This is a genomic window from Ruegeria conchae, from assembly GCF_000192475.1.
GTDB lineage: Bacteria > Pseudomonadota > Alphaproteobacteria > Rhodobacterales > Rhodobacteraceae > Ruegeria > Ruegeria conchae.
Genome location: NZ_AEYW01000006.1, coordinates 613,186 through 634,748, shown reverse-complemented (window position 1 = coordinate 634,748; position 21,563 = coordinate 613,186). Strand labels below are relative to the sequence as shown.

The 21,563-nt window shown below is 54.6% G+C and carries 19 protein-coding genes; 12 read left to right on the top strand and 7 right to left on the bottom strand.

What is annotated here, in order from left to right; all coding sequences use genetic code 11:
- The gene (locus G7G_RS0107650) at positions 1-2,046 is read right to left on the bottom strand and encodes an ASKHA domain-containing protein (protein ID WP_010440224.1); all 2,046 of its coding nucleotides are present in this window, start codon (positions 2,044-2,046) and stop codon (positions 1-3) included.
- 215 nt (positions 2,047-2,261) lie between these two features.
- Here G7G_RS0107650 and guaB point away from each other — a divergent pair, with 215 nt between their 5' ends.
- Genes guaB through G7G_RS0107635 form a run of 3 tightly spaced genes read left to right on the top strand, consistent with a single transcriptional unit; the run spans position 2,262 to position 7,344 of the window.
- Complete coding sequence (guaB, locus tag G7G_RS0107645) at positions 2,262-3,710, top strand: IMP dehydrogenase (RefSeq protein ID WP_010440222.1); 1,449 nt, start codon at positions 2,262-2,264, stop codon at positions 3,708-3,710.
- 59 nt (positions 3,711-3,769) lie between these two features.
- Positions 3,770-4,978: an RsmB/NOP family class I SAM-dependent RNA methyltransferase gene (locus G7G_RS0107640; RefSeq protein ID WP_010440221.1), complete on the top strand. Its 1,209-nt coding sequence runs from the start codon at positions 3,770-3,772 to the stop codon at positions 4,976-4,978.
- A gap of 59 nt (positions 4,979-5,037) precedes the next feature.
- Entirely contained in the window at positions 5,038-7,344 is a 2,307-nt protein-coding gene (locus tag G7G_RS0107635) for an ATP-binding response regulator (RefSeq protein WP_010440220.1), read from the top strand.
- A 5-nt stretch (positions 7,345-7,349) separates the two neighbouring features.
- Here G7G_RS0107635 and G7G_RS0107630 read toward each other — a convergent pair whose 3' ends face one another.
- Positions 7,350-7,943, bottom strand: a complete 594-nt coding sequence (locus G7G_RS0107630; protein ID WP_010440219.1) for a sulfotransferase family 2 domain-containing protein — start codon at positions 7,941-7,943, stop codon at positions 7,350-7,352.
- Positions 7,944-8,133: 190 nt separating this feature from the next.
- Here G7G_RS0107630 and recA point away from each other — a divergent pair, with 190 nt between their 5' ends.
- The 4 genes from recA to G7G_RS0107600 all read left to right on the top strand — a co-directional run bounded on the left by recA (position 8,134) and on the right by G7G_RS0107600 (position 13,308).
- Entirely contained in the window at positions 8,134-9,198 is a 1,065-nt protein-coding gene (recA, locus tag G7G_RS0107625; RefSeq protein WP_010440218.1) for a recombinase RecA, read from the top strand.
- Between the two features lie 179 nt (positions 9,199-9,377).
- Positions 9,378-12,047, top strand: coding sequence for an alanine--tRNA ligase (gene alaS / locus G7G_RS0107620; RefSeq protein WP_010440217.1), 2,670 nt, complete (start codon positions 9,378-9,380; stop codon positions 12,045-12,047).
- 1 nt (position 12,048) lies between these two features.
- Positions 12,049-12,336, top strand: a complete 288-nt coding sequence (locus G7G_RS0107615) for a DUF1330 domain-containing protein (protein WP_010440216.1) — start codon at positions 12,049-12,051, stop codon at positions 12,334-12,336.
- 351 nt (positions 12,337-12,687) lie between these two features.
- Entirely contained in the window at positions 12,688-13,308 is a 621-nt protein-coding gene (locus tag G7G_RS0107600; RefSeq protein WP_029621813.1) for a transglutaminase-like cysteine peptidase, read from the top strand.
- 165 nt (positions 13,309-13,473) lie between these two features.
- Here the strand turns inward: G7G_RS0107600 and G7G_RS0107595 are convergent, their stop codons facing one another.
- From G7G_RS0107595 to G7G_RS0107585, 3 genes are all read right to left on the bottom strand, one after another.
- Positions 13,474-14,085 (bottom strand): hypothetical protein, encoded by a 612-nt coding sequence (locus G7G_RS0107595; protein ID WP_029621811.1) that lies wholly within the window; start codon positions 14,083-14,085, stop codon positions 13,474-13,476.
- Positions 14,086-14,522: 437 nt separating this feature from the next.
- Positions 14,523-16,340: a translational GTPase TypA gene (gene typA / locus G7G_RS0107590; protein WP_010440211.1), complete on the bottom strand. Its 1,818-nt coding sequence runs from the start codon at positions 16,338-16,340 to the stop codon at positions 14,523-14,525.
- Positions 16,341-16,417: 77 nt separating this feature from the next.
- Positions 16,418-16,792 (bottom strand): DMT family transporter, encoded by a 375-nt coding sequence (locus G7G_RS0107585; protein WP_010440210.1) that lies wholly within the window; start codon positions 16,790-16,792, stop codon positions 16,418-16,420.
- A 145-nt stretch (positions 16,793-16,937) separates the two neighbouring features.
- Between G7G_RS0107585 and G7G_RS24835 the strand changes: the two genes are divergently transcribed.
- A complete protein-coding gene (locus G7G_RS24835; RefSeq protein ID WP_259462621.1) occupies positions 16,938-17,069 on the top strand; it encodes a hypothetical protein in 132 nt (43 codons plus the stop codon).
- A gap of 77 nt (positions 17,070-17,146) precedes the next feature.
- On the opposite strand, the gene G7G_RS0107580 is transcribed toward G7G_RS24835, so the two are convergent.
- Positions 17,147-17,392: a hypothetical protein gene (locus G7G_RS0107580; protein ID WP_010440209.1), complete on the bottom strand. Its 246-nt coding sequence runs from the start codon at positions 17,390-17,392 to the stop codon at positions 17,147-17,149.
- Positions 17,392-18,045 (bottom strand): alpha/beta hydrolase, encoded by a 654-nt coding sequence (locus tag G7G_RS0107575; RefSeq protein WP_010440208.1) that lies wholly within the window; start codon positions 18,043-18,045, stop codon positions 17,392-17,394. Before G7G_RS0107575 ends, G7G_RS0107580 begins: the two co-directional genes overlap by 1 nt.
- 176 nt (positions 18,046-18,221) lie before the next feature.
- Between G7G_RS0107575 and iscR the strand changes: the two genes are divergently transcribed.
- Genes iscR through G7G_RS0107555 form a run of 4 tightly spaced genes read left to right on the top strand, consistent with a single transcriptional unit; the run spans position 18,222 to position 21,520 of the window.
- On the top strand, positions 18,222-18,680 hold the full coding sequence (iscR, locus tag G7G_RS0107570; RefSeq protein ID WP_010440207.1) for a Fe-S cluster assembly transcriptional regulator IscR: 459 nt from the start codon (positions 18,222-18,224) through the stop codon (positions 18,678-18,680).
- 54 nt (positions 18,681-18,734) lie between these two features.
- Positions 18,735-19,778: a cysteine desulfurase family protein gene (locus G7G_RS0107565; protein ID WP_010440206.1), complete on the top strand. Its 1,044-nt coding sequence runs from the start codon at positions 18,735-18,737 to the stop codon at positions 19,776-19,778.
- Between the two features lie 18 nt (positions 19,779-19,796).
- The gene (sufB, locus tag G7G_RS0107560; RefSeq protein ID WP_010440205.1) at positions 19,797-21,317 is read left to right on the top strand and encodes a Fe-S cluster assembly protein SufB; all 1,521 of its coding nucleotides are present in this window, start codon (positions 19,797-19,799) and stop codon (positions 21,315-21,317) included.
- Positions 21,317-21,520: a hypothetical protein gene (locus G7G_RS0107555; protein WP_010440204.1), complete on the top strand. Its 204-nt coding sequence runs from the start codon at positions 21,317-21,319 to the stop codon at positions 21,518-21,520. The genes sufB and G7G_RS0107555 overlap by 1 nt, the downstream gene beginning before the upstream one ends.
- Positions 21,521-21,563 lie beyond the last annotated feature (43 nt).

Below are 21,563 nucleotides of genomic sequence, written 5' to 3'. Positions count from 1 at the left end.
CTATGACCTCCTGCGGCGACGACGGCCAGACTTTTCATCGTCCCCGCCACCGGTGTTGAAGGACGGCGCGGGCAGGGTAACGACCTGCGCCAACTCGGGGAACGGATCAGTTTTGTGCGGGATCGCGTTGGCGGCGACGAAATGGTCTTGGAACTTGGGTTCGATCGCGGTTTCGACCTTGGTGATCTCGCGCACGACGCGCTCGATCTCGGCCCGCGATCCGATGTTGCACAATGCAATTCGCGCGCCCGTACCCGCGGCATTGCCCGCGCTGGAAACCTTGTCCAGAGGCGCGTCGGGAATCATGCCTAGAACCATCGCGTGTTTGGTCGAGATATGCGCGCCGAACGCCCCGGCCAGTACCACGCGGTCCACGCGGTCAACCTCCATCTCGTCCATCAACAGACGCGCACCGGCATAAAGCGCGGATTTGGCCAACTGGATGGCACGGATATCGCCCTGAGTTACCGTGATGCGCGGACCGCCCTCGGCGCTGGCATCATGGATCAGATAGGAGTTGGTGCGGCCTTCGGGAACACAACGGGGAGTACCCGTCTGTTCAGCCGAGCCGATCAGCCCACTTTCGTCCAGCAGGCCAGCGATACGCATCTCAGCGACAGCCTCGATAATGCCCGAGCCGCAGATACCGGTGATGCCGGTCGTCGCGATGTCCTGATCAAAGCCATCTTCATCCGACCAATTCTCGGACCCGATCACGCGGAAACGCGGTTCTTTGGTGACGGGATCGATTTCTATACGCTCAATCGCGCCGGGGGCCGCGCGCTGTCCCGAACTGATCTGAGCACCCTCGAATGCGGGTCCGGTGGGCGAGGAACAGGCCAGAACGCGGTGGGTGTTGCCCAGCAGGATTTCTGCATTGGTGCCCACATCCACGATCAGCACGAGGTCTTCGGATTTGCCGGGTTCTTCAGAAAGGGCAACGGCGGCACAGTCTGCGCCCACATGGCCTGCGATGCACGGCAAGATATAGACCAGCGCACGCGGGTTCATATTGGTCAGCTCCATTTCTCGCGCGGGCAGGGACATGCTTTCGGAGGTTGCCAACGCAAATGGAGCCTGGCCGAGTTCAACCGGATCAAGCCCGAGCAGTAGATGATGCATCACCGGATTGCAGACAAATACGGTTTCAACAATCAGCGCAGCGTCAATCCCGGCCTCATCTGCGATTGAGGTGGTCAAATCATTAATCGCCTCGCGCACGGCTTTGGTCATTTCTTTGTCGCCGCCGGGATTCATCATGGCGTATGAGACGCGACTCATCAGGTCTTCACCGAACCGGATTTGTGGATTCATCAGACCCGACGAGGCCTTGACCTCACCCGTTTCAAGATCGGTCAGGTGTGCAGCGATGGTGGTCGAGCCGAGGTCGATAGCCAGACCGTAAAGCCCATGTTCGTGCAGGCCGGGCCAAATTTCGACGATACGGGCCACGTTGTCCTTGTGGCCTTTATGGACGGCGACCGTGACCTCCCATTTACCTTTGCGCAGCACTGGCTGCAGCTTGGACATCAGGGACAGGTCGGCGGTGATCGCATCGATCTTCCACTGCTCACGCAGGGCGCGCTCCAACCGTTCCAGATCGCCGGTGGGCGAATGCATGTCTGGCTCTTCCACCACTACGAAATAGAGGCGCGTGGCTGGGTCCATTGTGATCGCACGGGCCGCCGCGGCCTTGCGGACGACTTGACGGTGCACCTGGCTTTCGGGCGGAACATCAATCACTACATCGCCCTGAACTGATGCCTGACAGCCAAGACGCCGACCCGGTTTCAGGCCGCGCTTGTCATCATAGCGCTGCTCGACGGCGTTCCATTCGCTCAGCGCATCCTCGGAAACGGTCACACCGTGCTTGGGGAACTCGCCATAGCTGGGGGTGATCTGACATTTCGAACAGATGCCACGCCCGCCGCAGACCGAATCCAGATCGACGCCCAATTGGCGCGCAGCAGTCAGGATTGGCGTGCCAATGGGAAAGTGCCCACGTTTGCCGGACGGAGTGAAAACGACAAGAGGATCGGTGGTCATGAATGGCCTGCCTTTGTATTCGCGCGTATGCCGGCGAACATATGGGTTTGGACGCAAAGGGAAAGGGCATTCAGCGGCACGTTTTGCATTGCTTGCGTCGTTTTCGGGCGTGGCAGAAGCCCGCAGGGGAAAACAACTTGGGTTCGGGGCTTTCCCTCGGGTGAAATCCATGTAATAGGGTCACCGTCAAACGGGCTTTTGCATGGGGTTTTCAGATGCAGATTCGTGAGGCACTCACCTTTGACGACGTACTTCTTGTTCCGGGCGCATCTTCTGTGCTTCCGGCGACGGCGGATACAACCACGCGTGTGACGCGCGAGATCACTATGAACATTCCGCTGCTTAGCTCGGCAATGGACACGGTAACCGAGGCGCGTATGGCCATTGCCATGGCGCAGGCCGGGGGCATCGGCGTTGTGCACAAGAACCTGTCGATCGAGGAGCAGGCCCGAGAGGTGCGGCGCGTGAAACGGTTCGAATCCGGGATCGTCTACAATCCTGTGACATTGCGCGCGAATCAGACGCTGGCTGATGCACAGGCGCTGGTCGAACGCTATAATTTCACCGGCTTTCCTGTAGTTGACGAAAGTGGCCGGGTCGTGGGGATCGTGACCAACCGCGACATGCGCTTTGCGACCTCAGACGATACGCCAATCAAAGCGATGATGACTTCGGACAACCTGGCGATGCTACAAGAGCCCGCCGATCTGGAAGAGGCAAAAAGCCTGATGCGTGCCCGTCGGATCGAAAAGCTGCTGGTCGTCGATGGCGAGGGCAAGCTGACCGGATTGCTGACGCTGAAAGACACCGAACAGGCTGTGCTGAATCCTACAGCTTGCAAGGACCGGTTGGGCCGTCTGCGCGTAGCTGCAGCGACCTCTGTCGGGGACGCGGGTTTTGAACGGTCTGAGCAGCTGGTCGATTCCGGGGTTGATATCATCGTTGTAGATACCGCGCATGGTCATTCGCAGGGGGTTCTGGACGCGGTGAAACGCGCCAAGACGCTGTCGAACGAGGTTCAGATCATTGCTGGTAATGTTGCTACCGCCGAGGCCACCAAAGCGCTGATCGATGCGGGTGCAGACGCGATCAAGGTGGGCATCGGGCCGGGCTCAATCTGCACAACACGCATGGTCGCAGGTGTCGGGGTTCCCCAGCTGACAGCGATCATGGATTGTGCGGCAGCAGCGGGTGACGTGCCAGTCATTGCTGATGGTGGCATTAAATTCTCGGGTGACTTCGCCAAGGCGATCGCGGCGGGTGCATCTTGTGCCATGGTTGGTTCGATGATCGCTGGCACAGACGAAAGTCCGGGTGAGGTCATCTTGTATCAGGGCCGTTCGTTCAAATCCTATCGCGGCATGGGTAGTTTGGGCGCCATGGCGCGCGGCTCGGCGGATCGGTATTTTCAGAAGGATGCAGCCAACGATAAGTTGGTACCCGAGGGGATCGAGGGTCAGGTGCCCTACAAAGGGTCCGCCAGTGCGGTTGTGCATCAGCTGGTTGGCGGCTTGCGCGCAGCGATGGGCTATACCGGATGCGCAACGGTGGATGAAATGCGTCGCAACTGCAACTTTGTCAAAATCACCGGTGCAGGCCTGAAGGAAAGCCATGTGCATGACGTGCAGATTACGCGCGAAAGCCCGAACTATCGGATCATGTAGTCGCTATGGTGCTCGTATCTGGGCATCGAAGTATGTGACAAAGTCAAACGGACCCAGCTATGACACCCGCAGCCCGAGTTCAGGCCTCGATCGACATCCTCAATGAGATATTGGCCGGAGCGCCAGTCGAGAAAGCGTTGACAGGTTGGGCGCGGCGCAGTCGGTTTGCGGGCTCGAAAGATCGTGCGGCAATCCGCGATCACGTATTCGATGCGTTACGCTGCAAACGATCCTTTGCTGCGCGTGGTGGAGCTGAAACCGGGCGCGGCTTGATGATCGGCGCGATGCGATCTTCGGGTCAGGATCTTGCTCAGTACTTCTCGGGCGCGCGATATGCGCCAACTTCGGTAACAGATGCCGAGAAAGACCGAGGTTTCCAGACCGAGGCCGAAGCCCTCGACATCCCTGATTGGTTGTGGCCCGAATTCAAGGCGTCATTGAAAGATGAGGCCAACGCAGCCGCAATTGCATTGCAGGGGCGGGCCCCGGTGCATTTGAGGGTGAACCGGTCGCGAGCTGATCCGGTTGAAATCATCCAATGCCTCTCGGATGAAGGCATAGTGGTGCAGCCTCACCCAGCGTGTGACACTGCTTTGGAAGTCACCGCTGGTGCACGAAAAATCTCACAATGCAATCCATATCTTGAGGGTTTAATCGAGCTGCAGGATGCCGCCAGTCAGGCCGTTACTGCAGCGTTGGATTTGCAACCTGGAATGAGGGTTTTGGACTACTGCGCCGGTGGTGGTGGCAAAGCCTTGGCCTTGGCGGCAAGGGCCGAAGGCGTTCAGGTATTTGCGCATGATATCAATCCAGGTCGCATGGCAGATTTGCCTGCACGTGCAAAGCGGGCGCGCGCAGAAATTTCACTGCTGACGTCGGATCAGGTATCAGGACAGGCACCCTTTGACATCGTTCTGGTGGATGCGCCCTGTTCTGGAAGCGGATCTTGGCGCCGTTCGCCCGCGGGGAAATGGGCGCTGACGCCTAAGCGCTTGCTTGAACTTACCCGCATTCAGGCAATGATTTTGGAAAGCGTCGCGCCATTGACCGCAGACGCAGGTACGATTGCTTATGCCACATGTTCGATGCTGTCAGTCGAAAACGACGCGATAGTGGACAGTTTTCTGCAAGAGCATTCGGATTGGCGATCTGGATTTCGAAAGACGTGGCTGGTTTCACACGGGGCGGATGGATTTTATTCGGCCCACTTGACTAGAACTTGGATCCGATCAAACAACTTAAAGGAGTTTTCACCGCTGATTTATTAAGCGGCATTTAACGATTGTGGGCCGATATTGGTCAAATATGTCTTAACAAGAGCTGCTTTATGCCCAGTGTTCCCCAAGCGTTTCCCCGTTTGTCAGATCGGGTCGTATCTGATTGCGGGCGCTATGTGTCTTTGGGTTTGATTGCCCTTCTTCTCTGCCTGCTTGCAGCCTTGGGTGTCCTTCCAAAACAATGGAACACTGGTGTTGCAACCGTCGGTCTGTCTTTTCTTGCGGTTGTTGGGTTTGCTATCTTAGGCAATTGGATCGCCAAGCAGATTGAGCAGCGTACAAAAGGCGTGATTGCAGCGCTTTTGGAACAAGATACCGCAGCCTGTATCGTTACGGATCAAAACGGCCGAATTGTCCTGGTCAATTCGCGGGCCAGCCTCGGCCTTGGTGCCATACCAGAGAAGCAACTGGATGACGCTTTGCGATCTGTATTCGCCAATCCGGCGGCGATTCTGCTGCGTCTTCAAACTCAGCTCCGGTCACGGGTGAAAGCTGAGGAGGATGTAGTCACACGTGGTCAAACCATACCGGTGACGGTATCGAAACTGGATCATGATTGGTATTGCTGGCGCTTCGTATTAGAGGCTGAGCAAGCCTGGCGAAATGTCGGGTTACCGGTCATCACCATTGGTCGGAATGAAGTTATTCTAAACACGAATGATGCAGCTGCAAATTTTTTTGGCCGCACGCCTGCCACGTTTGCAGAGTTATCATCAGAGAATGGTGTGCTGGGCGATCCCGTCGGAAACAGCTGCGCAATTCAAGTTAGGACGCCTGAGGGTGACAAAACGGTCCTGGTTTCTCAGTTGCGCCGAAGCGGGATCGCACGCGAACTGATTTTGACCCCGATCACCGATAGCGATGCAAAACTCGAGGCAACTTCGTTCGCTGATTTGCCGGTTCCGATCATGAGATTGGCGCCCGATGGTGAGATCATCGAAGCCAACCACCTTGCAATCGAACTGGTGGGTGAGGTTCGGCTGGGCAATTCCAGAATTGACGAGGTTATGCACGGGCTTGGCTATTCCATTCGTGATTGGCTCGCTCGTACGGTTGAACCGACTTCTGCTCCAAAGTCAGAGTTTCTGCGCCTTACCCGTAAAGACAAAGAAGTGTTCGTTCAGGTCACGCTGTCTCGCATTGTGAGTGACGGTCAGGTATATCTGATCGCAGTTCTGAATGACGCAACTGAGTTAAAAACACTTGAGGCGCAGTTCGTTCAGGGGCAAAAAATGCAAGCCGTAGGCCAGTTGGCCGGTGGGGTTGCGCATGATTTTAACAATCTGCTGACAGCAATATCAGGGCATTGCGATCTTCTGTTGCTGCGCCACGACCAAAATGATCTGAATTATGGTGACCTTGTACAAATCAACCAGAATGCCAACCGCGCTGCCGCTCTGGTCAGTCAGTTGCTTGCATTTTCGCGCAAGCAAACCCTCAGGCCCGAGGTGTTGGATTTGCGAGACACGATTTCCGATCTGATCCACCTTTTGAATCGCCTTGTGGGCGAGAAGGTCCGGTTGACGCTCAGCCATGATCCCGTGCTCAAGCCGGTTTGTGCCGACAAACGACAGCTTGAGCAGGTGTTGATGAATCTGGTTGTAAACGCGCGCGATGCGATGCCCGACGGCGGCGAGATTCGGATCGAAACCGAAGTTCTGAATTTGGAACGAGCCTATTCGCGCGACAGGGCGACAGTGCTGCCGGGCGAGTATGTGATGGTCAAGGTCATAGACAGCGGCATAGGTATCCCTCCGGACAAGCTGCAAAAGGTATTCGAACCTTTCTACACCACCAAGCGCACCGGAGAAGGGACAGGTCTGGGTCTTTCGACGGTCTACGGCATTGTAAAACAGACTGGAGGATTCATTTTCGTGGACAGTGCACCCGGTACGGGTACCGAATTTACCGTTCTTCTTCCTGCCAGTCCGGCGGCGCAGACACCTGAACCGATCACACTAGAGGCCCACGAAGAGCAAAAACCACGGCACGGTGAGGGCGTTGTTCTGTTAGTCGAGGACGAAGCCCCCGTCCGCGCTTTTGCCACGCGTGCGCTGCGTCTGAAGGGGTACACAGTGCTCGAGGCGGAATCAGCCGAGGATGCGTTGCATATGTTGGAGGACCCAAATCTCACGGTCGATGTTTTCGTCACAGATGTGGTGATGCCTGGCATGGATGGTCCGACCTGGGTGCGCGAGGCAATGAAAACGCGCCCCGAAGTCCGGGTGGTCTTTATGTCCGGCTATACGGAAGGCGCATTTGGTGAATCCGGCCCCGAGATTGAAAGCTCGACCTTTCTGCCAAAACCATTTTCATTGACGCAATTGACCGAAGCGGTGTTTCAGCAACTCAACTGACGCCGTTATTCAGCAGATTGATGCAGTGCAAATTCCGCTGCGAATAAGCTGCGAAATTGCTGGTCTGTGTCTTTCGAGAGTTCAAGCTTGAGCTTCGGCGAAACGTTCTCTTGCGGAAGTTGTATGTCGCAGTTCAGGCGATTTCGTAGGAAATCGAGTATCTTGCTTTGGTTTTCGTACTTAAACACGTGGCTCACTCTGACACCATTGCTGCGGGGCATTAAGAATTCGCTTTGGCGTCCGACATCCGCACAGGCCGGAGGGGATTTCTGCATATGGGCAACTACAAATGCCTCAAAATCAAGCCCATGAGTAGAGTGTGGATGATTTCTCAATTCTTGCCGCGTGCGATATCGATACCAACTCCCTAACCAGTCGATGGGTTCTCGGACGACGGCCATAACCTCCATTTCAGTGTCAAACAGCTTCTTGAACATGGTTTGATAGAACCGGTCAAAGCGGCGCATGTTTGCGTGTTTTAATTCAGTTGGACCTGAGACAACGATATCGGCACGGTCTTTCAGAGCAGATTGGTAAGCTGTGCTGCCGGTTTTGGGGACGGACAAAAGCGCGAGACGCTCTTCATAAAAAACAAGCATTTATCTTTTCTCTACAACGCTTTTCGATTGGCAGATTGTCGTAAACGACTCTTTAACACAATTGCCTAAGACTGAATTTCATAAGTTTTAGTTGAAATGTTCTCTTTTTGATCCCATAAGGAACAAGAGGCGAACAAAGCAGCGATTGCCGCCCGTCAAAGGGTGTGACAAAAGGGATAGTGACAGGACAATGGCGGATCTTCTGACGATGAGCGACAAGAAAAACGCAGACAAGCAAAAGGCGCTCGACAGCGCATTGGCTCAGATCGAACGGCAGTTCGGTAAGGGCTCGATCATGAAGTTGGGCGAGGATTCCAAGCAGGATATCGAGGCAAGCTCAACCGGCTCACTGGGCCTGGATATTGCGTTGGGTATCGGTGGGCTGCCGATGGGGCGGATTGTTGAGATCTACGGGCCTGAAAGTTCGGGTAAAACCACGCTGACATTGCATTGCATTGCTGAACAGCAAAAACGTGGCGGTGTTTGCGCTTTTGTAGACGCAGAACATGCACTTGACCCGCAATATGCCCGCAAGTTGGGTGTTGATCTGGATGAACTGCTGATTTCGCAGCCCGATACCGGTGAACAGGCGCTTGAGATCACTGATACGTTGGTGCGCTCTGGTGCGGTGAACATGGTTGTGGTCGACTCGGTTGCGGCCCTGACGCCGAAATCCGAGTTGGAAGGCGACATGGGCGATAGCAGCGTGGGCGTTCAGGCCCGGCTGATGAGCCAGGCAATGCGCAAACTGACCGGCTCGATCAATCGCTCGAACTGCATGGTGATCTTCATCAACCAGATCAGGATGAAGATCGGCGTGATGTTCGGCAGCCCGGAAACCACGACCGGTGGCAACGCACTGAAGTTCTACAGCTCGGTCCGTCTGGATATCCGCCGCATCGGCGCGATCAAGGATCGCGACGAGGTGGTCGGCAACCAGACCCGCGTCAAGGTTGTGAAGAACAAGGTGGCGCCGCCGTTCAAGCAGGTGGAATTTGACATCATGTATGGCGAAGGCATCAGCAAGATGGGCGAATTGCTAGACCTGGGCGTTAAAGCCGGAGTGGTTGAAAAGTCAGGTTCATGGTTCAGCTATGGCGACGAGCGGATCGGGCAGGGGCGTGAAAACGCCAAGCAATATCTGCGTGACAATTCCCGCGCCGCGTTGGAGATCGAAGACAAGATTCGCGCGGCCCACGGTCTGGATTTTGAAATGCCCCCCGAGGCGGAAGAGGATGATATCCTCGAAGCGTAATGCACTCTGACGGCATCAGCAGAAATCCCCCGGCACTCCTATAGTGCTTAGAATACGTAGAACGGGGCGGCTCAAGGGAGCCGCCTTGTTTCGTTTGGGTCATCCAATGCTGTGGACACTCCTTGGACAGAGGGCTAAACCTTCGCAGACCATTATGAATGCGCGTTGAGAGAGCCCAAATGCCCACGCTGAATGATATCCGCTCGACCTTTCTGAACTACTTTGCCAAGCAAGGCCACGAAGTGGTTGCGTCCAGCCCATTGGTGCCGCGCAATGATCCGACTTTGATGTTCGTGAACTCAGGTATGGTTCAATTCAAGAACCTGTTTACCGGCGTAGAAACTCGCGATTATCATCGTGCAACCACAGCGCAGAAATGTGTGCGCGCAGGTGGCAAGCATAATGATCTAGATAACGTGGGCTATACCGCACGCCATCATACGTTCTTTGAAATGCTGGGAAATTTCTCGTTCGGAGATTACTTCAAGCCGGAAGCGATTCCGTTTGCGTGGGAGCTGATCACCAAAGAATTTGGGATCGACAAGAACCGCCTGCTGGCGACGGTTTATCATACCGATGATGAAGCCTTTGAAATTTGGAAGAAGGTAGGAGTTCCCGAAGACCGGATCATTCGCATCGCCACCAATGACAATTTCTGGCAAATGGGTCCAACCGGGCCTTGTGGCCCATGTACCGAGATTTTCTATGATCACGGCGATCACATCTGGGGTGGCCCTCCGGGTTCCGCCGAAGAAGATGGCGACAGGTTCATCGAAATCTGGAACATCGTTTTCATGCAAAACGAGCAGTTCGAAGACGGCTCGATGGTCGAGCTCGATATGCAGTCGATCGATACTGGCATGGGACTGGAACGTATTGGTGCCTTGCTTCAGGGCAGTCATGACAACTACGACACTGATCTGTTCAAAACACTGATCGAGGCTTCTGCGGAGGCCACCGGAGTTGATCCTTATGGGGATCAGAATGTGCATCACCGTGTGATTGCGGATCACCTGCGTTCGACATCTTTCCTGATCGCTGATGGGGTGATGCCGTCAAATGATGGGCGTGGATATGTTCTCCGTCGTATTATGCGTCGTGCGATGCGCCATGCGCATTTGTTGGGGGCGAAAGATCCGGTGATGCACCGTTTGGTGCCAACTCTGGTTCAACTGATGGGCGCGCAATACACCGAACTTGGTCAGGCGCAACCTCTGATTGAAGAGACATTGCTGCTGGAGGAAACGCGGTTCAAACAAACATTGGATCGCGGCTTGAAACTGCTTGATGACGAGGTCTCTGGTTTGTCGGAAGGTGATCCGCTACCGGGTGATGCGGCATTCAAGCTTTATGACACATACGGTTTCCCGCTGGATCTCACTCAGGATGCGCTGCGCGAGAAAGGACGTACAGTAGACACTGACGGGTTTGATGTCGCTATGGCCGAACAAAAAGCAAAGGCGCGCGCTGCCTGGGCTGGTTCTGGCGAAGCAGCTGATCAGGTTGTCTGGTTCGATGTGTTAGATTCCGCCGGCGCTACCGATTTCCTTGGTTACGACACGGAAAAAGCCGAAGGTCAGGTGGCTGCACTGGTAGTCGATGGTGCCTTGGTCGATAGTATTGAGAAAGGCGGCATTGGCTGGGTCGTGGTTAACCAGACGCCGTTTTATGGTGAAGCCGGTGGTCAGGTTGGCGATACAGGTGAAATCCGCAGGCTCGATGAACGAAAAGACGTTGCCCGTGTTGACGACACCAGAAAATTTGCCGACGGGAAGGTCTATGCTCATAAGGTGACAGTTGAACATGGATCAATCTCGACAGGTGACGCTGTTGAGCTTGAAGTCGATCACGCAAGACGTACGGCCATTCGCGCAAACCATTCAGCGACGCACCTGTTGCACGAAGCCCTTCGTGAAACGCTGGGTGATCATGTGGCTCAGCGAGGCTCATTTAATGCATCCGACCGATTGCGGTTTGATTTCAGCCACTCAAAGGCTTTGACGCGGGAAGAGATTCAAAAGGTCGAGCGTGAGGTGAATGCCTTTATTCGCCAGAACTCGGCTGTCGAGACGCGTATCATGACGCCAGACGATGCCCGCGCGCTGGGTGCACAGGCGTTGTTTGGCGAGAAATACGGTGATGAGGTCCGTGTCGTGTCGATGGGTAAGGCACCTACCGGCAAAGGGCAGGATGGTGAGACCTGGTCGATCGAATTGTGTGGCGGCACCCATGTGCGCCAGACGGGTGACATAGGTACGTTTGTCCTTCTCGGCGACAGCGCCAGCAGCGCAGGTGTGCGCAGGATTGAGGCTCTTACTGGGGATGAAGCTTTCAATCACCTATCGGCTCAGGATCAGCGTCTCGGCGCTATTGCTTTGGAGTTGAAAGCACAGCCGGATGATGTTGTTGCGCGTGTGAAATCGTTGATGGATGAGCGTAAATCGCTTCAAAACGAAGTTGCTCAACTGCGCCGTGATCTGGCGATGGCTGGTGGCGCAGGGCAGGGCGGCTCTGAAGCAAAAGAGGTCAATGGTATGGCCTTCCTGGCCCAATCACTGACCGGCGTGTCCGGAAAGGACCTGCCAACGCTGATCGATGAGCACAAAAACCGGTTGGGCTCAGGTGCTGTGTTGCTAATCGCAGATACAGGTGGAAAAGCTGCCGTTGCCGCCGGTGTTACACCGGATCTGACGGACAAAGTTTCAGCCGTGGATCTGGTTCGCGCTGCCGTTGCCGAACTTGGCGGCAAGGGTGGTGGTGGTCGGGCTGACATGGCACAAGGCGGAGGCAAAGATGCCTCTAACGTAGAAGCAGCCATAAAAGCCGCGGAACAGGTTTTGGGAGGATAAGATGCCTGCACTCTGGATTGCTCATGTCACTGTGACTGATGCCGATGCATACGGAAAATACGCCGAGCTGGCAGGTCCTGCGATCGCCGCCCATGGCGGTGAGTTCATAGCCCGTGCCGCGCGGTACGTGCAGTTGGAAGGCAAGGAACGTCCGCGTAATGTGGTCGCCCGTTTCCCCTCGGTTGAGGCTGCAGTTGAGTGCTATAATTCACCCGCTTACCAACAAGCACTGGATCATGCCCGAGGCGCCAGCGAACGTGAGCTGGTTGTAGTCGAAATCACTGAGTGAGTATCATCCTGATTCTTTGGACCAGCGGAACGGAAGTTCCGACGGCTTAATTTTACGTGTGGCCTCGGGATGCGGGCGCGCGCATCCTTCAATTTGCAAAAAATACAATAATAACAATATTATAATCTGAGAATTCTAACAATCCCTCCACAGCGAGAATACGAATGTGGCGGCGACTGCCATGATCTTGTGCAAAAATGGTCATGGAAATTGACGATTTTCCGCCGTTTTCCCCCCTCAAACTATTCAATGATTGCGTAAGTACCGATTTCGCCGGATATTTTCCGTTCGAACTCAATGAACTTCACGAAGCGCCAATCGTCTGGATTAAATCTAATCTGAGGGACAGACATGACGACCAGAGGCACTACCCTGAATGCATTTTGCGAATACACAGCGAAGTTCTGTGGACGCATCAGTTTGGCCGTGTTGATCGCAAGTTCGACATTGATCGCCTCAGAAGCCTCGGCCCGTGATGCCGCATTCATTCAAAGCGTTGTTGCCTCGCCTCCGCCGACAGGGGCACAGCAGTTGTGTCGTCAATACGCATGGGCTTGTGCTCAAAAGGGAGCCGCTTCGCTTTCCAGCGCACAAGAACTGAAGCTCGTAAAGCAGATCAACCGTCGCGTAAATGCGTCGACGCGAGAGGTCACCGACCAAAGGCAGTACAAGACCCGCGAGATGTGGGCCCTACCGACATCTCTTGGCGGGGATTGTGAAGATTTTGCCCTGCTTAAGAAGCGTGATTTGATCAATGCAGGAATTGATCCCCGCAAACTATTGATCGCGACTGTTTTGGATACCCGCAGAAACTCTCACGCCGTGCTGGTCTACCGTTCGAGCCAGGGTGATCTGGTTCTGGATAATCTCACAAACCGGATCAAGCCCTGGTCAGAGACGCGCTATCTGTTCCTGCGCATGCAGGATCCGAAGCAGCCACGCAAATGGGTTGGGGTTTATGGGCGGAGCTAACGCGCAGTTAGGAGTATCGGCCTTGAAATCCAAATGGTGGTAATGAGATCAAAAGATACGGGCGCGTGAATCTGCACAGCGCCCGTTTATTTCGTCTTAACTAGTATTTCGTCTTAACTAGACTTTGCCGCCAATCTTCAGACCGGTGGCCTGTACTCGCAGGGTCTAACGGGTAAACTCTTCTGCCCGCTGATGTGCTTCCTCCATTTCCTGCGCACCATCGCTCATTTCACGGGCCGAGTTCCGATATTCAAGAGCCAGCTGCCGATATTTCTCGGCCTCGCTTCTTTGCTCTGCGGCACCTTCCGGGTTTTGTTCTTGGTCACGAATTTCAGCTTTGTTCTCGTGCCACTGAGCCTTTGATTCGTACGAATCCGCCTGAGCGTGCAAATCTGAAGCTGCTTGCCGCTTTTCTCTTAGGATGTCTTGTATATCGCGCGGATCGGTATTCGTATCTTCGGGGTCACCACCTTTGGGATTGTCACCACCTTTGGGATTGTCACCACCTTTGGGATTGTCACCACCTTTGGGATTATTGTCGCCTCTGGGATTGTCACCGCCCTTGGGGCTATCGTCGTCGTCAGATGTCCGCTCACCGTCTGGCTCGTTGCCACCGCGAGGGTTTTCATCATCAGGACCATCGCCGGAACGTCGATCCGCCAGGCCAAGCGATGCTGTCGGAAGGTCGGTCAGCAGGGATGCAAATGCAGGGCAATCCAGCAGCGTCTGCTCCAGAACGGATTCAAAATCCGCCCGACGTTGGATGTATTTTATCATCCGAGAACTTACGACGTCGCAGGCGCAAAGGGTGTTTGAGGACACGGATTGCTTTGCCGTCTTTACAGTACACATCTCAGATGCCTGCGAAGTACCAGCAGATATCAATGGGAATGTAGAAGCAACAAATACTATCGAAAATAGTTTGGAATTAATGCGCATAGCATTTCTCCTTAGATACTCATTAACTAACTCGCCGTATACTCGTGCGGCGCCACACTTTGAACACAAAATCTCCTTTTTAGGCCTTATTTTCAAGCGGCCAATGATGAGTGCACAAGGGTCAATATTGGCTTACACCAGGGAAAGGCGTTTAAAAACAAATAGAAAGCCCGCCAAATTGGCGGGCTCTAGATTTCTGGACTATTTCCATATTGACGCAAATTTGCCACGAATGGGCCATTGTTGCGTTTGTGTGAACTGAGTTACTGCAGGACCTACGCAGATCGTGCCATTCTCTTCCGCTCATGTGGATCCAGATAGCGTTTACGAAGCCGGATCGCATGTGGCGTCACCTCAACCAGTTCGTCATCGTCGATATACGCGATCGCCTCTTCCAAAGAGAATTTTATGTGAGGCGTCAGGCGCACCGCGTCATCCGATCCGCTGGCGCGTACGTTGGTCAGCTTCTTGCCTTTAAGCGGGTTCACTTCCAGATCGTTGTCGCGGGAATGTTCACCGATCACCATGCCTTGATAGACATCGGTTTGCGGCCCCACGAACATGCGTCCACGTTCCTCTAGGTTCCACAAGGCGTAGGCGACGGCCTGGCCTTTTTCCATTGAAATCAAGACGCCTGCACGACGACCGGGGATCGATCCCTTGTGGGCAGCCCATCCATGGAAAACGCGGTTCAGAACACCGGTCCCGCGCGTGTCGGTCAGAAACTCGCCGTGATATCCGATTAGACCTCGTGATGGCACATGGGCGATGATGCGGGTTTTGCCAACTCCTGCGGGGCGCATCTCAACCAGTTCACCTTTGCGTGCTCCAGTGATCTTCTCGATCACTGAGCCCGAGAATTCGTCATCGACATCGATGGTGACTTCTTCGATGGGCTCAAGGCGTTGACCGTCTTCGTCGCGGAACAAAACCTGCGGGCGCGAGATGCTGAGTTCGAACCCTTCGCGGCGCATATTCTCGATCAGGACGCCCATCTGGAGTTCGCCACGGCCAGCGACTTCAAAGGCTTCACCACCGGGTGTATCGCTAATGCGGATCGCGACATTTGATTCAGCCTCCTTCATTAGACGATCACGAATGACGCGGGACTGAACCTTTTTACCGTCTCGGCCAGCAAGCGGGGAATCATTGATGCCGAAGGTGACGGTGATCGTTGGTGGATCGATCGGCTGAGCGGGCAAAGCCTCATTTACTTGCGGAGAAACTAAAGAATCCGCAACCGTGGCCTTGCTCATTCCCGCAATGGTGACGATGTCCCCGGCTTCGGCCAAATCGATAGGCTGTTGTGCGAGACCACGGAACGCGAGAATCTTTGTCGCACGGAAATTCTCGATCAATGTTCCGTCACGGCTGAGCGCCTTGAGGCTGTCACCCGCTTTCAACGTTCCGCTCTCGACACGACCGGTCAGGATGCGGCCGATGAAAGGATCGCTGCCAAGCGTGGTGGCAAGCATTCGGAACGGCTCGTCCTTTTTCTCAATTTGCTTGGGGGCGGGGACGTGATCGACGATCAGATCGAAAAGGGCAGTCAGATCCTTGCGCGGTCCGTCCAGTTCCATATCTGCCCAACCTGAACGGCCCGAGGCATACATGGCGGGAAAATCAAGCTGATCGTCGTCAGCACCAAGGTTGGCGAACAGGTCAAAACACTCGTCCAGCGCGCGATCTGGTTCGGCATCCGGTTTGTCGACCTTATTCAATACAACAATGGGACGCAGTCCCAATGCCAGCGCCTTGGAAGTCACGAACTTGGTTTGCGGCATGGGACCTTCGGCGGCGTCGACCAGAAGAACAACACCGTCTACCATGCTGAGGATGCGTTCGACCTCGCCTCCGAAATCGGCGTGGCCGGGGGTATCGACGATGTTGATACGAGTGTCTTTCCATTCGACTGAAGTCGCCTTGGCTAGAATGGTGATGCCACGTTCCCGTTCCAGATCATTGCTGTCCATTGCGCGCTCGGCAACGGCCTGATTCTCGCGGAAAGCGCCGGATTGTTTAAGAAGCTCATCCACCAGGGTCGTTTTACCGTGGTCCACGTGAGCGATGATTGCGATATTGCGCAGGTCCATGAGAGGTCAACCTTTGAACGGGAAGTTGGCCCGGCGCATAACGCGGCGCGACAAAATATACCAGCCCTAACCGGCGTTCAGTGACCCGCGGTCGAAGAAAACAGGTGAATGATCAGAATTCCAGACAGTATCAGAACAAGCCCCAGGATCGCCGGCCAGTCGAGTTTCTGACCAAATACCAGAAAACCAATCAGTGCTATTAGGAAAATCCCCAGTCCTGACCAGATTGCATAGACAATCCCGACAGGCATCACTTTCAGAGTGAGCGCCATAAGATAGAATGCGCTGCCATAGCCAACGACCACCAGGGCAGAGGGCCAAAAGCGGGTGAACTGATGGCTGGCTTGCAGTGCAGTGGTCCCAATGGTTTCCGCAATGACCGCCAGCAGCAGGATAAAATATGTTTTGGGCAAGATTGATGCCTTTCCGAAGTGTCGCGGAAGGTTGACCATAGTTGGCTATTGCCGGGCAAGAGGATTCTGGCGGCGCAGAATAAAGAGTCACTTTACCAAAGGTCAGGTAAACCTGACTATTTGATATTCCTGAGGCATGATAGAGGGTTGGGTGTTTTAGTTAGTTTTTAACGAGTTTGATTGAGTGACGACATTTGCAAAATCAGTCATTATCGTTTCGGTGTTGATCGTGGCGCTAGGGTGGCTTGCAGACGGGGGGTCCGTCGACATTGATGCAGCCCAGAATGTTGAGCGGTTAGAGGGTACTCCAGTTTAGGCGCCCACCGAACGATTTGACGAAAAGGAGCTTTCGGGCTCCTTTTCTTTTGTTCGCAATAAGATTGCATTCAATTTTTACTGCTTCTCGATCGCTTTGAGTTTTGAGCGATGATCGGACAATTTCTTGACCACAAACTTACGGGCCTTGCGTTCTGCGAGGCGTACCCGAACTTCGGTCAAAAACGCTTCTTCCAGCGTCTGAGATGACGCGCCCAAAAGCTCGCCGACCTCCACATAAAACCGATCCTCACCGGTTTCGTCCATGACCTTCATCGTATCCTCTGCCAATCTCGAGGCAAGGGTGGTGATGGTATCAGACATCAGCGCGTATTCTCGGTCAGGCGACGCTTCACATAATCCGTCACGTCGGTCATCAGCGTGTCCATGTGGCGATCCTGGAAGAAGTGATCCGCGCCTTCAACCTCGTGATGCGTGATTGTGATCCCTTTTTGCTCGTGCAATTTGCTAACCAGCGAAGTGGTATCCGCAGGGGGTGCAACGCGGTCTGACGACCCGTTGATGATCAGGCCGGAAGACGGGCAGGGGGCCAGGAAAGAAAAATCATACATGTTCGCCGGGGGTGACACGCTAATAAAGCCGGTGATCTCGGGACGACGCATCAGCAGTTGCATTCCGATCCAGGCGCCGAATGAGAATCCTGCAACCCAGCAATGCTTGGAGTTGTTGTTCATGGACTGAAGATAATCCAGCGCCGACGCGGCATCGCTAAGCTCGCCAACACCCTGATCATATTCGCCTTGGCTGCGGCCTACGCCACGGAAGTTAAAGCGCAGAACCGTGAAGCCCATGTTGTAGAAGGCATAGTGCAGGTTGTAGACCACCTTGTTATTCATGGTCCCGCCAAATTGAGGGTGCGGATGCAGCACGATTGCGATCGGTGCGTCTTTTTCCTTTTGCGGGTGGTAGCGGCCTTCCAGGCGGCCTTCGGGTCCGGGAAAAATCACCTCGGGCATGTGTGCTTTAGTCCTGTTTTTTGACGCCTCGGCCCCGAGATTATCTTGACGGTAATCGTCAGGCACCTTAGAACGGTTCTAATTACATTGTGTCGCGTGAAAACGCTGTCAGTGGGAGATACGCACTGGCTGCGGCGGCGTCAATGTTTTCGCTGTTCTTGCCTTAAGGAATTCAAATGAAGCTGTCGACCAAAGGACGCTATGCGATGGTTGCTCTGGCGGATATTGCTCTGCAATCCTCTGACAAGCTTGTTACACTTGGTGAGATTTCCGAGCGCCAGGATATTTCTCTTCCTTATCTGGAACAGCTTTTTGTAAAACTGCGTCGCGCTGAGTTGGTCAGCTCGGTTCGGGGTCCGGGTGGAGGTTATCGTCTTGCGCGCCCTGCATCCGAAATTCGAGTGGTTGAGATTTTGGCTGCGGTAGATGAAACCGTCGATGCGATGCACAAAGGGGCGGGGGCATCGGGTGCTTCGTCCGGCAGTCGGGCGCAATCCCTGACCAATCGTTTGTGGGAAAGCTTGAGCGCACATGTGTATGTGTTCCTGCATCAAACGCGGTTGTCGGATGTGATCCGAAATGATCTGGCACCGTGCCCGGCAGTTCCAAACTTGTTTGCGGTCGTGGACGACTGAGCTGATGTATCAGATTTTCGTTCCACAGGATTCCACGTTGAAAAAGATGTATCTATGAAACGGGTTTATCTCGATCATAATGCGACGGCTCCATTAAGGCCCGAAGCCCGCGCTGCAATGATTGCCGCGATGGATCTGGCCGGCAATCCGTCATCCGTTCACGCCGAGGGCCGTGCTGCAAAGGCAGTGGTCGAGAGAGCACGCGCACAGATTGCCATCGCATTTGGGGCGGATGGCGCAGACATCGTCTTTACCTCGGGCGCCACCGAAGCGGCGGCGTTGGCGATGTCAGGACGTGGTCTGCAGGGGGCCGCGATCGAGCATGATGCGGTACGTGCGTGGGCCAATGAAGTGTTACCAGTGTCGAAAGACGGGCAAGTTACGGTTTCAGATCCCGCCTTTACGGCATTGCAACTTGCAAACTCCGAGACGGGCATCATTCAAACTCTCCCGTCTGATCTGGCCGTAACTGACGCCACTCAGGCGTTTGGAAAGCTACCAGTTGCGTTCAACTGGTTGGGCGCGGAAATGGCGTTGATTTCAGCACACAAACTGGGCGGTCCCAAAGGGATCGGTGCGTTGGTGATGAAACGCGGCACGGATTTGGCCGCGCAAATCAAAGGTGGCGGGCAGGAGATGGGTCGTCGCTCGGGCACTGAGAATGTTATCGGAATCGCGGGCTTCGGCGCTGCTGCTGAAGCTGCATCCCGCGATCTTGCAAATGGTGTCTGGGAAAAAGTTCGTGAACTTAGAAATATTCTAGAAAACGCTCTTGAGGCCGGATCGAAATCTACTATTTTTGTCGGGAAAGATCAGGAGCGACTCCCCAACACGTTGTGCTTTGCCACTCCGGGCTGGAAGGGAGAAACCCAGGTCATGCAGATGGATTTGTCAGGATTTGCGATCAGTGCAGGCTCAGCCTGCTCCAGTGGCAAAGTGCGCGCCAGTGCTGTGCTGACGGCCATGGGATTTGATGAACACGCGGCGGCCAGTGCGATACGCGTATCGCTTGGTCCCGAAACGACGGAAGAGAATGTGCTGCGTTTTGCGGAAACGTGGCTTGAGAAAGAGAAAAAGCATCGCGCGCGCGCCGCGTGATCTGACGGAGGGTGTCTTATGGCCGCTTTGGACCAGACCCAGGTAAAAGAAGGTGTCGATCAGGAAACCGTGGATGCGGTACGCGAGGTCGGAACCTACAAATATGGCTGGGAAACAGAAATCGAGATGGAGTACGCCCCGAAGGGTGTAAACCCCGATATCGTCAAGCTGATTTCAGGCAAGAATGATGAGCCCGAATGGATGACCGAGTGGCGTCTCGCCGCGTTCGAACGCTGGACCAAGATGGATGAACCGAACTGGGCCATGGTCAGCTATCCTAAAATCGATTTTCAGGACCAGTATTATTATGCTCGTCCGAAATCGATGGAAGAGAAGCCCAAATCCTTGGATGAGGTCGACCCCAAGCTGCTGGCGACATATGAGAAACTGGGTATCCCTCTGAAAGAACAGATGATTCTTGCCGGAGTTGAAGGTGCCGAAGATGCGCCAGCCGAGGGGCGCAAGGTCGCCGTCGATGCGGTGTTTGACTCGGTTTCGGTTGGCACGACTTTCCAGGAAGAGCTGAAAAAAGCGGGTGTTATTTTCTGCTCGATCTCCGAGGCGATCCGAGAACATCCGGAACTGGTGAAGAAATATCTAGGAACGGTGGTTCCGGTATCCGACAATTTCTATGCCACTCTGAACTCGGCTGTGTTTTCGGATGGTTCGTTTGTCTATGTGCCACCGGGTGTCCGCTGTCCAATGGAATTGAGCACCTATTTCCGCATCAACGCGGAAAATACGGGGCAGTTCGAACGGACGCTGATCATTGCCGACAAGGGCAGTTATGTCAGTTACTTGGAAGGTTGTACTGCACCACAGCGGGACACTGCACAGCTGCACGCGGCCGTGGTGGAAATCATCATCGAAGAAGATGCTGAGGTGAAGTATTCGACCGTTCAAAACTGGTTCCCCGGTGATGAGAACGGCAAAGGTGGTATCTACAACTTCGTGACCAAGCGCGCCGATTGCCGTGGGGATCGCTCCAAGGTGATGTGGACGCAGGTTGAAACCGGCTCGGCTGTGACTTGGAAGTATCCGTCCTGCATCCTGCGTGGCGATGACAGCCAGGGTGAGTTCTACTCGATCGCGATCACGAACAACATGCAGCAGGCCGATACTGGCACGAAGATGGTTCATCTGGGCAAGAACACCAAGTCGCGGATCGTGTCGAAAGGGATCAGTGCGGGTATGGCGCAGAATACCTATCGCGGACTGGTCTCGATGCATCCAAAGGCCAAGGATAGTCGCAATTACACCCAGTGTGACAGCTTGCTGATTGGTGACAAGTGTGGGGCGCACACGGTTCCGTATATCGAGGTCAAAAACAACTCGTCCCGTGTCGAGCATGAGGCGACGACTTCGAAGGTCGACGAGGATCAGTTGTTCTATTGCCGTCAACGCGGCATGGACGAGGAAGAGGCCGTGGCGCTTGTTGTCAACGGGTTCTGCAAGGACGTGCTGCAGGCGCTGCCGATGGAATTCGCGATGGAGGCTCAGCAATTGGTTGCGATCAGCCTAGAGGGATCGGTCGGCTGATGACGCCAAAGCCACAACAACGTATCCGCAAGGATGATGTGCTGACAGCGCTTGGCTACGCGCTGCCGGTGATCGGCGGCCTGTTGGGGGTGGCTTACGTCAACACGAAATACATGGACTTCATCAACCCGGTCTGGGCAGTGGGCGGAGGCGCGCTGCTGGGTTGGATCATCGCTCGGGTGATCCGCAAGGTGCTGGGATAGACAATTATCAGGGGTCAATCTGCGCCCCTTGCGAGATGCAAAA

What these genes read in the sequence shown, in the direction of transcription:
- G7G_RS0107580 (WP_010440209.1), bottom strand. Translation starts at nt 17,392, where the DNA reads ATGTCTGATACCATCACCACCCTTGCCTCGAGATTGGCAGAGGATACG.
- alaS (WP_010440217.1), top strand. Translation starts at nt 9,378, where the DNA reads ATGCCCACGCTGAATGATATCCGCTCGACCTTTCTGAACTACTTTGCC.
- typA (WP_010440211.1), bottom strand. Translation starts at nt 16,340, where the DNA reads ATGGACCTGCGCAATATCGCAATCATCGCTCACGTGGACCACGGTAAA.
- G7G_RS0107635 (WP_010440220.1), top strand. Translation starts at nt 5,038, where the DNA reads ATGCCCAGTGTTCCCCAAGCGTTTCCCCGTTTGTCAGATCGGGTCGTA.
- G7G_RS0107555 (WP_010440204.1), top strand. Translation starts at nt 21,317, where the DNA reads ATGACGCCAAAGCCACAACAACGTATCCGCAAGGATGATGTGCTGACA.
- G7G_RS0107600 (WP_029621813.1), top strand. Translation starts at nt 12,688, where the DNA reads ATGACGACCAGAGGCACTACCCTGAATGCATTTTGCGAATACACAGCG.
- G7G_RS0107595 (WP_029621811.1), bottom strand. Translation starts at nt 14,085, where the DNA reads ATGATAAAATACATCCAACGTCGGGCGGATTTTGAATCCGTTCTGGAG.
- G7G_RS0107650 (WP_010440224.1), bottom strand. Translation starts at nt 2,046, where the DNA reads ATGACCACCGATCCTCTTGTCGTTTTCACTCCGTCCGGCAAACGTGGG.
- sufB (WP_010440205.1), top strand. Translation starts at nt 19,797, where the DNA reads ATGGCCGCTTTGGACCAGACCCAGGTAAAAGAAGGTGTCGATCAGGAA.
- G7G_RS0107565 (WP_010440206.1), top strand. Translation starts at nt 18,735, where the DNA reads ATGAAACGGGTTTATCTCGATCATAATGCGACGGCTCCATTAAGGCCC.
- G7G_RS0107630 (WP_010440219.1), bottom strand. Translation starts at nt 7,943, where the DNA reads ATGCTTGTTTTTTATGAAGAGCGTCTCGCGCTTTTGTCCGTCCCCAAA.
- G7G_RS0107615 (WP_010440216.1), top strand. Translation starts at nt 12,049, where the DNA reads ATGCCTGCACTCTGGATTGCTCATGTCACTGTGACTGATGCCGATGCA.
- recA (WP_010440218.1), top strand. Translation starts at nt 8,134, where the DNA reads ATGGCGGATCTTCTGACGATGAGCGACAAGAAAAACGCAGACAAGCAA.
- iscR (WP_010440207.1), top strand. Translation starts at nt 18,222, where the DNA reads ATGAAGCTGTCGACCAAAGGACGCTATGCGATGGTTGCTCTGGCGGAT.
- G7G_RS0107575 (WP_010440208.1), bottom strand. Translation starts at nt 18,045, where the DNA reads ATGCCCGAGGTGATTTTTCCCGGACCCGAAGGCCGCCTGGAAGGCCGC.
- G7G_RS0107585 (WP_010440210.1), bottom strand. Translation starts at nt 16,792, where the DNA reads ATGGTCAACCTTCCGCGACACTTCGGAAAGGCATCAATCTTGCCCAAA.
- G7G_RS0107640 (WP_010440221.1), top strand. Translation starts at nt 3,770, where the DNA reads ATGACACCCGCAGCCCGAGTTCAGGCCTCGATCGACATCCTCAATGAG.
- guaB (WP_010440222.1), top strand. Translation starts at nt 2,262, where the DNA reads ATGCAGATTCGTGAGGCACTCACCTTTGACGACGTACTTCTTGTTCCG.